5 protein-coding genes are annotated in these 14,148 nt (G+C 73.3%); 3 read left to right on the top strand and 2 right to left on the bottom strand.

Features of this window, described 5'->3' with window-relative positions; genetic code table 11:
- The first annotated feature begins 120 nt into the window (after positions 1-120).
- On the top strand, positions 121-891 hold the full coding sequence (locus tag EV376_RS18700; RefSeq protein ID WP_130325011.1) for an FkbM family methyltransferase: 771 nt from the start codon (positions 121-123) through the stop codon (positions 889-891).
- Between the two features lie 9 nt (positions 892-900).
- On the opposite strand, the gene EV376_RS18695 is transcribed toward EV376_RS18700, so the two are convergent.
- Entirely contained in the window at positions 901-2,775 is a 1,875-nt protein-coding gene (locus tag EV376_RS18695; RefSeq protein WP_130328728.1) for an ATP-binding cassette domain-containing protein, read from the bottom strand.
- Between the two features lie 219 nt (positions 2,776-2,994).
- Positions 2,995-12,657 (bottom strand): calcium-binding protein, encoded by a 9,663-nt coding sequence (locus tag EV376_RS18690; RefSeq protein WP_130325009.1) that lies wholly within the window; start codon positions 12,655-12,657, stop codon positions 2,995-2,997.
- 376 nt (positions 12,658-13,033) lie between these two features.
- Between EV376_RS18690 and EV376_RS30930 the strand changes: the two genes are divergently transcribed.
- Positions 13,034-13,504 carry a carbohydrate-binding protein gene (locus tag EV376_RS30930; protein WP_486482689.1) on the top strand — a complete coding sequence of 157 codons (471 nt, stop codon included), beginning with the start codon at positions 13,034-13,036 and terminating at the stop codon, positions 13,502-13,504.
- Positions 13,407-14,147, top strand: coding sequence for a NosD domain-containing protein (locus EV376_RS18685; protein WP_486482688.1), 741 nt, complete (start codon positions 13,407-13,409; stop codon positions 14,145-14,147). Before EV376_RS30930 ends, EV376_RS18685 begins: the two co-directional genes overlap by 98 nt.
- Position 14,148: the final 1 nt, after the last annotated feature.

Genomic DNA, 14,148 nt, shown 5'->3' with positions numbered 1-14,148 from the left:
CCCGCTCCCGCCCCCCACCCCGATGATCTTGCACATTCCTGCCCCGACAAAACGGAGAAGAGCCGCATCTCGCGGGCCAAACGTGCGAGATCGCGGGGATTGTGGGCTAGGGTCCGGGCCGTGCGTGTCAATACCGAGGCCGTCGAAGCGCTCAAGGCGGACCCCGCCACCGCCGCCCTCCGGCCCTCGCTGGAGCTGTCCTACGGGGATCCCGAACGGGCGGCGGCGATGGACCGCTTCTACGCGCAGTTCGTGCGGCCCGGCGATCTCGTCTTCGACGTCGGCGCGCACGTGGGCGACCGGACCGGCAGCTTCCGCCGTCTGGGCGCCCGGGTGGTGGCCGTCGAGCCGCAGCCGCTGTGCGTCCGGACCGTCCGCGCCCTCTACGGCGACGACGACCAGGTCGTCCTGGTGGCGGCGGCGTGCGGCGCCACCCCGGGCACCCTCGAACTGCACGTCAACTCCGCCAACCCCACCGTCTCCACCGCGTCGCCACACTTCGTCCAGGCGGCCGACGGCGCGGACGGGTGGCGCGAGGAGATCTGGGACGAGCGGATCGACGTCCCGTCGACGACCCTCGACGCGCTTCTGGCCGAGCACGGCGAACCGGCCTTCGTGAAGATCGACGTCGAGGGCTTCGAGGACGCCGTCCTGGCCGGCCTCACCCGGTCGGTGCCGGCGCTGTCGTTCGAGTTCACCACGATCGAGCGGGCGGTCGCCCGGCGGGCGCTCGACCGCGCCGCCGAGCTCGGCTTCACCCGGTTCAACCTGGCCCTCGGCGACACGATGGCCCTGGCCGAAGCGTCCTGGATGTCGGCCGACGCGATGGCGACGGTCCTGGCGAACCTGCCCCACGCCGCCAACGCCGGCGACGTGTACTGCCGGCCGTAGGCGGGCCGCTCAGGGCTGGCGCGGCGCCGGCGGGCGGGCCACCGGCGCGGCGTCGTAGCCGGCCGCCTGGAGGGCGAACAGCTCGGCGTACCGGCCGCCGGCGGCGACCAGCTCGTCGTGGGTGCCGGACTCGACCAGGGCGCCCTCGTGCAGCACGAAGATGCGGTCCGCGTGGCGGACGTTCGCCAGCCGGTGCGTGATGAGGATCGTGGTCGCCCGGCCGTGCCGGTCCCGGATGCCCTGGAAGAGGGCGTCCTCGGCGCGTGGGTCCAGCGCGGAGGACGGCTCATCCATGATCAGCAGGTCGGCGTCGCGGAGGAACCCGCGCGCGGCGGTGATCCGCTGCCACTGCCCGCCGGAGAGGTCCTGCCCCTTGGCGAAGGTGCGGTCGAGCAGCGTCTCGTACCCGTACGGCAGATCTTTGATCATCTCGTGCGCGGCGGCCCGCGCGGCGGCCGACTCGATGCGGTCCTGCCGTGCCTCGCGGTCGACGTCGCCGACGGCGATGTTGGTCGCGGCGGTGAACGGCCACTTGTGGTACTCCTGCGTGACCACGGCGATCCGGGACCGCACCCGGGCGAGGTCGCACTCGGCGAGCGGGCGGCCGTTCCACGCCACGGTGCCACCGGTCGGGGTGCGCAGGGTGGCGATCATCGCGGCGAGGGTGGTCTTGCCGGAGCCGTTCTCGCCGACGAACGCGACGGTCTGTCCGGCGCGGATGGTGAGGGTGACGTCGTCGACGGCGGGTGCGTCCCGGTCCGGGTAACGCAGCGTCACCCCGCGCACGCCGATCTCCCGCAGCGGGCCGGGGTCGGGCCGCGAGCCGTCGGCCGGGTCGGGAAGGTACGCCGCGGCTCGGGTCATGAAGCCGGTGTAGTCGCCGAAGTGCTGCCCGTCGGCGTAGACCCGGTCGATCTGGTAGGTCACCGTGCTCAGCGACCGCTGCGCGGCCTGGACGGCGATCACGCAGGTCGCCGCCGCCGCCAACGGGATCTGCCCGTCGATCAGCAGCAGCCCCAGCAGGACGTAGACGACGGCGGTGGCGAGCCCGCCGACCAGCGCCCCGACGGTCGTCGTCGTGGTGACCCGGCGGGCCAGGGCGAGCTGGATGCCGGTCTCGGTGTCCATGACCCGGTCGTACTGGTCGAGCAGGAAGCGGCGCAGCCCGTACGAGCGCAGCTCCGGCGCGGAGGCCCGCTCCGCCATCAGCCGGTGCAGGATCCACAGCCGGCGGCGGCGGACCGAGCCGGCGATGTACGTCCGGTACCGCAGGTGCCCGGCCCGCAGCGCCGCCCACGCGCCGGGCACGGTCGCCACCAGCAGCGCGACGAGCAGCAGCGGGTGGATGACCACCACGGCGACCGCCACGGCGAGCAGGCCGACCAGCCCGGCGACCAGGTTCATCGTGGCCTGCACCAGGTCGATCGCCGCGTCGGTGCCCCGGGTGGCGCGTTCCATGTCGTCGGCGAAGGCATCGGCGTCGAAGGCGTCCAGCCGCACCGCGGTGGTGACCTCGAACAGGCCACGCTCGACCTCCCGGTCGACGCGGGGGGTGAGGCCGTTGATCGCGTACCCGGTGGCGATGCCCATGCCGCCGCGCAGCCCGGTCAGCGCGGCCAGGACCGCGAGCGCGGGCAGGGCGGCGACCACCTTGTCCGCGGTCGGCCCGCCAGCGAACAGCTCGACGAGCACCCGCTGCGTGGCGAGCAGCCCACCGGCGGCCATCGCGCCGGCGCCGATGGTCGCGACGGCCACCACCGACGTGCGGAGCCGGTCGGCCCGCCAGCTGATCGCCACCGCCTGGGCCATCAGCCGGGGCAGCTCGGCGAAGACGGCGAGCAGCCCGGCCTCGGCGCGGGCCCGGACGCCGGTCTCCCACCACATCGCACGCAGCTCGGGCAGCACCGGCTCCGTGGGGGTGGCGGCCGGGCGGTCGCGGTCGGTCGTGGACGCTGACACGGCGCCTCCTGTCGGTGGTGGGACGGTCACCCATGGTGGCAGGAGGGTCCGTCAGATCCAGGCCGGAAGCGGTGGTTCTGTCGGATGCCGGTCAGCACGCCGGGGCCCGGCCCTCCGCGGAGAGCCGGGCCCCGATCCGGTGGATCAGTCGGTGCAGGACGGTTGGTCGAAGTGCCCCGGCGTGCCCGGGTAGGCCGGCCCCGCTCCGTGGTCCCGGTTGTCGCTCGGGTACACGAAGGCCAGTTCCCGGAAGGCGGAGGTGCCGGCCGTGGTGACGTCACCGGCGCTGCGGCCCGCGCCGTCGGCCCAGGCCAGCCCGGTCAGGAAAGTACGCATGGCCGGGCTGTGCTGGCGTACGTCGTTGAAGCCGCCGTAGGCCGCGTTGCAGTGGGTGAACAGGTTGTAGGCGCCGTTCCAGTCGATCAACCGGTCGCCGTTGTTCGGGCCGTTCGCCGTCACGTCGCCCTGGAGCACGTCCCGGTCCCAACCGCCGTAGATCCAGTCGGTGCCGTGGTGGTGCTGGTTGTCGGCGACATCGTCGTCGGCCAGGTCGGTCATCTCGAACCAGCGACAGGGATCGACCGTCCCCGAGGCGGTGGTCACCGGCCAGGCCCCGGGCGCGCAGTTGTCCGGGTACGACCCGCGCGGCCGGAAGTCGAGCAGGTCGGAGCCGAGCACGGCGGTCACCGCCTCCCCGCTGGTCGCCCCGGCACCGCCGAACAGGTGGTCGACGTACTGGTCGTGGTCGCCCCGGGCGGCGGCGTTGAAGGCGCCGTCCACCTGGCACTGCGGGTTGGCCGCGTCCAGCTCCGGGTCGCAGCCCTTGCCGCCCCACAGCACGTCCGAGCCGTCCGCCCCGAACAGCTTGTCGCCGCCGCTGTCGCCGTTGGCGATGTCGTCACCGAAGCCGGCGTGGATGTTGTCCGCCCCGGAGCCGCCGCGGATGAGGTCGCCCGCGCCGGCGGTCAGGCCGGCGTGCGGCATCGGCGGCGAGGTCGGGCCGCCGATCCAGGCGTCGCCGTCGGTGTCGTGCAGGAGGTCGACCCGGCGGTCGTAGTCGCCGGCCCGGAACGCGGTGTACGACTCCTGCGGCACCGACGACAGCGTGACGGTGAAGCCGAGCGCGGCCACGTCGTCCGCGTTGAGGTACTGGTTCACCACGCCGCCCCGGTCGCCGAGGATCGCGTCCCGGCCGTCGTCGCCGTACAGCGAGTCGGCACCGAGTTCACCGAAGAGGTCGTCGTCGCCGGCACCGCCGCGGATCGTGTCGTCGCCGTCCTGGCCCCACACCCCGTCGTTGCCCGCGTCGCCGTAGAGCTGGTCGCCGCCGAAGGCGCCGGCCGGCTCGCAGGTGGCCTGGGCCGTGGTGCAGAACCGGGTGGACGGGCCGGGCAGCGCCGGGTCGTGGGTACGCGCCGCGGTGGCGTCGGCCGGCACCGCGCCGGTCGGGTACCGCTCGGTGTAGACCCGCTCGGCGTGGCCGCCGTCGGTGGTGACCACGGTGCGCAGCAGCGAGCCGTTGTCGCCGAGGACGACGTCGTCGGCGCCGTTGCCCTCGATCACGTCCCCGCTGTCCCGGTGCCCCGGTGCCGCGCTGCCGCCGATCAGATCATCCTGCCCGTCCGGCGCGCCCGCGCCGACCAGGTCGGCGGCGACGGACGGAGCACCCGGCCAGCCCGGGTCGGGCAGCGGCGGCACCGTGGCCCGGCCCGGCGCGCCGAGCGGGCTGTCGCCGCGGAGGATGTCGGCGCCGCCGTTGCCCTCCAGGTAGTCCCCGTCGCCGTCGCCGGTCAGGGCGTCGTCGCCGTCCTGGCCCCAGAGGGCGTCGACGCCGTCGCCGCCGCTGATCCGGTCGGCACCGTACCGGAGGCCGCTGGCCGCCGCGCGGTCGAGCAGCACCACGATGCGCGGGCCGAACAGCGCGCCGTCCGCGCCGAGCCGCACGGTCGCCGGGGTCGGCGCCTCGCCCGGCAGCGGGCGGAGCACGGCGCCGTTGTCACCGATGGCCGCGTCGGACCCCGGGCCGCCGAAGATGGCGTCCGCGGTGTCCGGCTGGCCCCAGGTGGCGTCGCCGGCTCCGTCGTACGCGGTGCTGGAGCCGCCGACCAGGTCGTCGTCGCCGGCGCTGCCCTCCACCCAGTCGGAGCCCGGGCCGCCCTCGGCGAAGTCGGCGCCGCCGCCGCCGTGCACCCGGTCCGGGCCGCCCTGGCCGAAGATGACGTCGCCGGCCTCGCCACCGAAGATCAGGTCACCGCCGCTGGTGCCGGCCACCGGGTCGAACCCGAGGTCGAGCAGGGTGACCTTGCGCTGCGGGCCGTCCCGGCCCTGGGTGACCCGGGTGGCGTCGTCGGTGGCCGGCGTGAAGCGGGCGTTGTCCCCGGCGATCAGGTCGCTGTCGCCGTCCCCGTACAGCTGGTCGCCGCTGTCCGGCCGGCCGGTGCCGGCGGTCGGCTCCTGTCCGGAACCGCCGACGATCTCGTCCCGGCCGAGGTCGCCGTGGATGAGGTCGGCGCCGTTGTTGCCCTCCAGCCGGTCGTCCCCGCCGTCGCCGTTGATCCGGTCGTCGCCGAGGCCGCCGTACGCCACGTCGTCCTGCCCGCCGCCGGAGATCACGTCGCCGGCGCCGGCGCCGGGCGCGTCACCGGCCAGGTCCAGCGGCTCGGGTCCGCTGTCGCCGGTCCGCGGGGTGCCGTTGTCCCCGACGATCCGGTCCGCACCGGCCTCACCGTAGAGGTGGTCGCTGCCGTCGCTCAGGCCGGCGGTGCGCCCGCCGCCGTAGAGGACGTCGTCGTCCGGGCCGCCGAGGACCTGGTCGTCGCCCTGGTTGCCCTCGGCGGTGTCAGCGCCGGTGCCGCCGAACAGCCCGTCGTCGCCGGCGTTGCCGAAGAGCAGGTCGTCGCCGTCGTCGCCGTGCAGCTGGTCGACGCCGGCCGCGCCCCACGCCCGGTCGGCGCCGCCGCCCAGGTGCAGGATGTCGTTGCCGAGCTGGCCGCAGGCGCGATCGTCGCCGCCGCCGAGGTCGGCCCGATCGTCGCCGCTGCCGGCCGAGACCACCTCGACGCCAGCGCCACCGAGGATGAGGTCGGCCGCGCCCTGGTCGGTCGGGTCCGGCTGGCCCTCGGCGACGGTCACGTCGGCGCAGGTCTCGGCGGGCAGGTGCCGGTCGCCGAAGACGGTCGCCCCGCCGTCGCCGCCGATCAGGTGGTCGCTGCCGAGACCGCCGACGAGCAGCTTGGTCTGCGACTGCGTACCGGCGGGCAGCGGCTCGTGGGTGACCTGCCGGAACGGGCCGTAGCCGTCCGGGTCGCCCGGCTCGCCGACCGTCGACGGCTCGGCGATGACGTAGTCCTCGCCGGGGCCGCCGAACAGTTCGTCGGTGCCGTAGCCGCCGACCAGCACGTCGTCGCCGCCGTACCCGTAGAGGCGGCCGGTCTGGCCGTTGGCCGAGTGGGAGACGACCAGGTCGACGCCGGCGCTGCCGTGCACCGTGTCCTGGCCGGCCCCGGTGTCCACCCGGTTGGTCAGCCCGGCGTCGCCGCTGCCCGGCTGGTCCACGTCGGCCGGTACGGCGCTGCCGGAGGTGTGGATGGTGTCGTCGCCCCGGCCACCGTTGATCGTGTCCCCGCCGGGACCGCCGATCAGCGTGTTCGCACCGTTGGGCCGGTCGTCGACCAGGACGCCGAGCACGTCGTCGCCGCCGTTGCCGTAGACCCGGTTGGCGCCGTGCCCCACGGTGACGTGGTCGTCGTCGCCGCCGGTCGCCTCGGTCGGGTCGGCCAGCCTGGTCCAGTCGACCAGGCCCGCCAGGCTCTTGGCGCCCACCGAGGTCTGGACGGTGGTGTCGCCGCTGCGGTCGACGACGCCGAGGCCGCTGTCGCCGGCCACCACGCCGTCGCCGTCGCCGGTGGTGATGGTGTCCTTGCCGGCGCCGCCGGCGACCCGGCTGACCGTTCCGGCCGTCTCGGCGGTGACGATGACGTCGTCGCCGCCGCGTCCGTCGACGTACGCGGCGCCGGTGCCGGTGCGGATCTGGTCCCGGCCGTCGGAGCCGATCACCACGGCGGTGCGGTCGAACGTGGACGTCCTCGTGCCGTCGCCGCCGGTGTCGCCGTCGCCGAGCAGCAGGATCGACATGGACGTCTTGCCCGCGTCGGCGACCTGGTAGCCGCGCCCGTCGACGACCACCCGGGTCAGGCCCGGGTCGAGGAACTCCTGCCGGCGGCCGAGCGCCTCGACCGCGAAGCCGTCGAAGTCGTCGTCCGCGTCGGCGAAGTGCAGCGCGTACACCTTGATGACGTCGCCGGCGTAGGTGCCGGAGCCGTTGTCCCAGGCGGCGTGGCCGCGCTGTTCCTTCTTGCCGAACTTGCCGGCGAAGACCACCAGGGTGTCGTCGACGGTGCCGCCGAGTTCGGGTGGCGGCGGGGAACAGTCGGGTTGCGCCCGGAAGTCGAGCAGGGTGGCGTCGACCAGGGTGAAGTCGAACGTCTTGGAGAACAGGAACAGGTCGATGGTGATGTAGACCTTGAGGAAGACCGACAGCTGTCCGCTGGTGGTGAACAGGCAGATCGGGTTGACCAGCAGCGCCTGGAGGAACTCGCGGGTGCGGAACTTGCCGTCGTTGTTGGGGTCGTTCCAGCTGAAGCCCACGGTGAGCCGGATGCCGCCCTGGATGCCGGCCTTGACGATGAGGACGCTCACCTCGGCGCCGGCGGCGATCTCGCCGCGCAGCGTCACCACCGGTACGGCCGCGCCGGTGCTGTCGGCGGTCTTGAAGTACAGCCCGTCGAGCAGGCTGACCGCGTCGACCGAGGTGCCGTCGGTGGCGGCCTCGATGGCGTGCCGGATGCCGGCGGTGTCCAGTCCGGCGATGAACCGGGCGGTGACCGAGGCGCTGCCGGCCAGGGTGACGAACACCGGCGGCGGGGCGTAGACCGGGCCGAACGACTGCCGCCAGCTGAAGCCGAGCGTCAGCGGGCCGGAGTCGAAGCTCACCAGTTCGACGTCCTGCCCCATGAGCAGCCCGAACAGGGAGCCCGGATTGTCGAAGACCGGGAAGCTGAAGCCGGTCTTGGCCGCCACCGACCGGTCCTCGCCCGGCTTCGGCGTGAACAGCTTGTCGCCGTCGTCGCCGGCGGCGCCGTCGATGGCGGACTTCACTTGGGTGTCGGTCTTCGCCTGGGTGAACGGGTCGTCCCGCTTGATCAGGCTCTCCGCGGCGGCGGGTGACGCCTCGGTGGTGAGCGCCCGGGCCGGGTCGACCAGGAACTGGCCGAGCGGGATGGAGCAGCCGTCGTCGCAGTCGAGGTCCCGGTTCACGAAGTTGATCACTTCGCGGACGGTGTGGATGAAGTCGAGCTTCGGGCCGCCGCTGAGGGTGCTGAACGTCTGGGCGAGCCAGACCAGGGTGATGTCCGGTCCGCCGGTGGCCCTCGACAGGTCCGACAGCACCGGGATCGGCGCGTAGAGGGTGTCGATGATGGGCTGCAGCGGCCCGGTGACCGCCTTCAGCTTGTCCACCACCGGCTTGAGGATCTTGTCGAAGAAGTCGCCGGCGTCGAGCGCGATGTCGGTGAACGTGACCCGCAGCGGCGTGGTCACCCCGGCGCCGGTCGCGGTGAGGTCGCCCTGCTTGTGCTCCAAACCCCAGGCGAGGCCGAAGCGGGCGCTGACGCCGGGCAGCGCCGAGCCCTCGCCGCCGGTGTCCACGGCCGCCGCCAGCTTCCAGTCGATGGCCACCCGGGCGGTGAGGTCGGTGGCGAGCAGCGAGCCGAGGTCGCCGAACTCGGCGAGGGTGAGCTTGGCGCCCCCGTCCGGCGCGCAGTCCGCCGCGACGCCGGGGTCGAAGCAGCTCTTCTCCCCCGCCGAGCCCTTGAGGTCGATGGCGAAGTACGCCCGCACCAGCGGGTCGGTGCCCTGCTTGGTGGCGTTGACCTGGATGAACGCGAGCTGGGCGGCGAGGTCGCCGGTCATGTCGAACGCGGCGCCGATCTGCACCTCCGGCGAGGTGTCGCCGTCGTGGGTCGGGACGTAGAAGCCCTCGTCCCGGTCGAGCACCAGGTCCAGCTGCAGCTTCCAGCCGAGTTTGGCCTGGATGGCGTCCGGCGCGCCCTTCTTGGCCTTCAGTGACAGGCCGGGGATGCCCAGGTCGAGGGGCACGTTGACGCCGAGGCAGGCGTTGTCGCCGTCGTCCGTGCAGCCGTTCGCCCCGGACGGCGTACCGCGCGAGGTGGTCAGCTTGATCCGGATGGCCTGGAAGTCCTCGGGCTGGCAGGGGGTCGCCACCCCCTCGCGGCAGCTGACCACCGCGCTGACGCCGGGGTCCAGGCTGTCGAGGACGTCGTTGAGGGCGGTCTGCATGCCGGCGCTGTCCAGGGTGGCGTCGGCCAGAACCGGGCCGATCGCGGCCTTGACGTCCTCGCGCAGCTGGGCGACGAAGCGTTGGCCCTGTTGCAGGTCGTCGCCGACGAGCGGCAGCTTGCCGTCGAAGCTCGCCAGCCGCAGCGCCTCCTCGACCTTCGCCAGGTAGCCGTCGATGCCGACGTTGAAGTCGGTGAGCTGGAGCGTCAGGTTCGCGAAGCAGGCGGCCAGGTCCGGTGTGTTGACCGTGGGCGTCAGGTCCAGGCCGGCGGTGAAGGTGAGCACGTTGGTGTCGTCGGCCGGCTCGCAGTTGTTGACCACGATCGGCGCGCGGGCGCAGAGCGGCACGGCGTCGCCACCCACCCCGTCACCGCAGTCGACCCCGGCGGTGGTGAACTGCGGGGTGACGCCGAGCAGGTTGCCGATCGGCCCGTCCTCGGTCAGCCCGCCCAGCCCCACGCTGAGATCGGCCTTGACGGTGCCGAAGTCCGGGTCCTTGCCGAGGTCGAGGGCGAGCGGGCCGACGCGGGCGGCGATCGCGGCGTCGGTGACGCCGCCGGAGACGGTGACGCTCGCCGACGAGGTGCGGTCCAGCACCGGTACGGCGTTCAGCCGCAGGGGCAGCAGCAGTCCCAGCTGGGCGCGGGCGTTCACGTCGAGGGCGAAGGTGCCGGAGCTGTCCAGGGTGACCAGCTCGCGGGCCCCGTCCCAGGCGAAGGTGAGCGGACCGCCGGTGTGGATGTCGCGCTTCCAGTCGAGCCCGACCCGCAGGTACGGCCCGCCGGGCCGCTCGTCGAGACCGAACGTGATCCCGCTGCCCGCGCCGATCGAGCTGTTCAGGAGGTCGAGCGCGTCCTGCAGGTTGTCCGGCGGGGCGGCGAGCAGCTTGTCCAGCGCGTCGGCCAGCTCGGGCCGCAGCGCGTACGCGCTGCCGTCGGCCGGCTTGGGCGTACCGGCCGCGTCGATCCGGAGGGTCTTGCCGTCGACCCGGTCCAGCACCCGGTACGCCTTGCTGCCGATCACGACCGTGCGCCCGGCCAGCCGCGGGTCGAAGGCGGCGTCGCCGCTGCGGCTGTCGTCCTTGAGCAGGAAGTTCGCCCCGTCGGCGACGAAGGTGACGGGCTTGCCGACGCCGCTCTCGTCGGCGCCGAGCAGTTGCCGGGCGGAGCGGCCGAGCAGTGGGATCTCGGCGTTCAGCGGCTCGGTGCCGGCGTCCGGCTGGGAGATCGCCGCGTTGACCAGCCGCAGCGCCTCGACGACGACGGCGAAGAGCGCCTTCGGGTCGTCGGGGTTGAAGTCGACGGCGAACAGCCCGGCGAGCCCGGAGGTGTCGACGACCGGCTGCTGGCCGGCGGTCCAGCTGACGTTCACGCCGACGCCCTGGCCGAGGGCCCCGGCGGCGCCGGGGACGCTGACCGTGACCTGGCCGGTGGTCTTCACCGACGACGTGACGGTCAGCAGGGCCTCCGGCGCGTCCTTCAGGCGCTGGAAGAGGGTGCCGAGGCTGATGTCCTCGGCCGCCGTGAAGCCGACCTGGATCATGCGCTGGCCGCTGGCGGCCGGGCCGACCGTGAGCTCGCCGCCGAGTTTGACCTTGAGGAAGCCGGCGGTGGCATGGAAGTCGACCGCCGTGCTGATCGGGAAGTCGGCGGCGAACAGCGGCGTGGCCGGATCGGTGCGCAGCAGTACCCGGTCGGCGTTCGCCGCCGGGCTGCCCAGATCGTCGCGCAGGTCGAGGACCAGCGTGACGGCGGCGCTGTAGCGGGGCTTCACGGTGGCGAAGCTGGCGTTGGCGTTGGCGGCGCGCAGGCCCACCCTCTTGTCGTCACCGACCGGCTTGCTCAGCGCCCCGGCGAGCTCGACCGCACCGATGTTGGGGCTCGATCCGGTGATCGACCAGGCGCTGTCGTCGGCGGGCTGCCCGCCGATCCAGTTCTGGGCGAGGGTGATCGAGGTGGCGGTGTTGGTCGCGATGGTGCCGGCGGAGGTGCCGGCCACGACGCGCTGCCCGGCGAGGGCGCCGGGGGCGAACCGCTCCTCGCCCACGCTGAAGCCGTTGGCGGTGAAGTCGGCGCCGCGGCCGGAGACCGACAGTGCGCCCGGGTCGAGCGGCACGTCCACCGTGGACTCGTGCTCCAGCTTCACCCGGAACACCAGCTTCTCGTCGGCGAAGGAGAGGTTGTCGACCGGTAGCTGCTCTGCCGCGAGCAGGGCGACCAGTTGCTGGATGGAGCTGAATCTCGGCTGCCCCGCCAGCGCCGGGTCGTCCTCGTCGGGGTCGAAGTGCGGGTCCTGCGGACGGGGGTGGACGTGCTTGCGCAGGAAGGCGGTGAGCTTCTCGTTGACCGCGACCGCGTCGGCGAAGGTGCCGCGGAGGAAGGGCAGGTTGAGGTTCCCGGCCGGCCCGCTCTGCTGGACACCGCTGAGCAGGGTGGCGAGCTGGGCCAGCCCGGAGGCGAGGTCGAGCGGGCTCATGTTGCGGAACTTGGCGATCGTCTCGTCGAGCCCGGTGGTGGTCACGGTCGGGGCGCCGACGGCGATGTCGTTCCAGTCGACGGTGACCGTCGCGGCGACGGCGGGCAGGGCGAAGGGCGTGCCGGAGGCGGCCGCCCCGAGCTTGAGCACGCCGTGCACCGAGCCGGGCCCGGCCTCGGTCTCGGTGTCGGAGATCCGCCCGCCGCCGGACCCGTCCAGTCCGACCTGGACCAGCCCCGCGAGGGAGCCGGCCGCACCCAGCTCGCCGGTGTTCGCGCCGCTGGCCGTGTCGAAGGCGAGCCGGCCGTCGCCGTTGGGGTCGGTGAGGGTCACCTTGAGGTGGGTGCTGGCGGTGAGGGTGCTTCCGGCGGTCAGCGTGACGCCGAGGATGCCCATGGCGGCGGTGGCCTGGTCGAGGTCGGCGCGCAGCCGGGCGACGGCGTCGATGTCGATGCGTGGGGTGTCGCCGTCGCGCACGAGGTAGGTCTCGCCGGCCGCGGTGTGCCGCGCCCTGAGGTGCAGGGTGGCCCACCCGGTGACGCTGACGGCCCGGTCCAGGGTCACCCCTCCGGCGGTGAGGCTCTTGTCGGCCACCTCCTGTCTGGTGGTGAGCAGCACGTCCAGGAGATGGTCGCCGCCGCTGGTGGTCACCGTGCTGGTGAGCCGGGTGCCGCCACCGAGGTCCACATCGTCCTTGGTGAGGCCGCTGGCCAGCGCGTCGGCGGCCTTCTTCGTGAGCTTGTCCGCGTCCACCAGCGAGCCGGGGCTCACGCCGAGCAGCGGCAACGGTTGGCCGAGCGGCCCGATCCGCGACAGGCCGTCGTCGGCCCAGGCCGCGGTGCGGGCCATCAGGTTCTTGAGGGCTGCCTCCCACGGCTCGTCCGCCTGGGCGGGCGCTGCCGTCCACACCAGAGCGATCGTCGCGGCCAGGACAGTCGCGATCGCGGCAGCGACGAGCCGTCGTAGAGCAACCATGAGCGACCTCGTTCCTCGGGTGCCGTCGCCGACGCTGGACGGTCCCGGCCAGAACATCGATCGCGGGATTGGCTCACAACAACTGTGTCGGGATCGTGACATTGCGTCAGACCGAAAGGTCAGGGCGGTTGAACCCACCGGTCCGGGAAGACCGTGCGCGCGGGTCTGGCGCGCTGACGCACGGCTGGCGGCGAGGCTTCCGGGCGGTCACCGGCTCCCCGGGGGCCGTTCCCCGGTCATCGCGATGTTTCCATGTCCCGTCGCAGATCTTCAGTAACTGATCCCGCTATTGCAGTCCATTGAAGGCTGACGTCATCGTGGCGCTCGACGCCCATCGACTTGCCGCACCGCCACCACGAGAAGCGATGAGTCCACGATGAACCGCACCCCGCGAGCGGCACCCTCGCGTACCCGCCGTCCGAGCACCCGGGCGATCGCCGCGGCGACGCTGGCCACCACGCTCGGCCTCCTCACCGGTCCGCCGGCCGCGACCGTCGCACCGCTGGTCACCCGGGCCGCCCTCGACCCGGCGCTCGTCGCCGGGAAGGGCGCGCAGGTCGCCTTCCTGGAGCAGGTGGCGGAGAACGCGGTCACCGACGGCACGGTGATCGGTCCGGACCGCAACGCCTACACGCTCCCGTCGGAGGTCTCCGGACGACGGGCGGTCCGGCTCCTGCCCGGCCAGCACGTCGAGTTCGTCCTGCCGGCCGCCGCCAACGCGATCACCGTGCGCTACGGCATCCCGGACGGTGCACACCGGCGTCGGGTTCTACGGCCGCGACGCCGCCGACGGCGGCAGCCGCAACGTCCACATCTCCGGCTTCACCATCTCCGGCGACGTACGTGAGCGCATCGGCACCGACCAGGTGAACGCGATCGGCGGCGCGCTGAGCGACTCCACGATCGACGGCCTCTACCTGCAGCACACCAAGATGGGTGTCTGGCTCGACGGCCCGATGCGCAACGTCCGGGTCACCGACAACATCATCGTCGACCAGATCGCCGACGCGCTGAACTTCCACACCGGGGTGACCGACTCGGTGGTGCCGAACAACTTCGTCCGCAACACCGGCGACGACGGCCTCGCCATGTGGTCGGAGGGGATCGCCGACGCCCGCAACACGTTCACCCGCAACACCGTGCAGTCACCGGTGCTGGCCAACGGTATCGCGATCGACGGCGGGACCGACAACACCGTCTCGCACGTCCACTTCCGGGACATCCGCGTCGACGGCACCGGCGCCTCGGTGGTCAGCGCCCGGACGGCCGGCTCCGCGTCGTTTGCCAACGTGGACGCCCGCAACGTCGGGGCGGTCGGCGTCCACAACTGCGGGTCGTTCCGCTTCACTCCGGGCGGTTCCGAGTTCAGCCTCACCGACCTCGGTGCCAACGACGACGGCGGCTGGCTGGGCCCCTGGCTGCTGCCCAACACCATCACCTGCGCCGACCGCCCGCCGGTGGTGCCACCGCCGCCACCGTCCCACTGGTAGA

This window comes from Micromonospora sp. CNZ295, assembly GCF_004217535.1.
The sequence above is the reverse complement of the archived record's forward strand: the minus strand, read 5'-3'. Positions and strand labels throughout refer to the sequence as shown.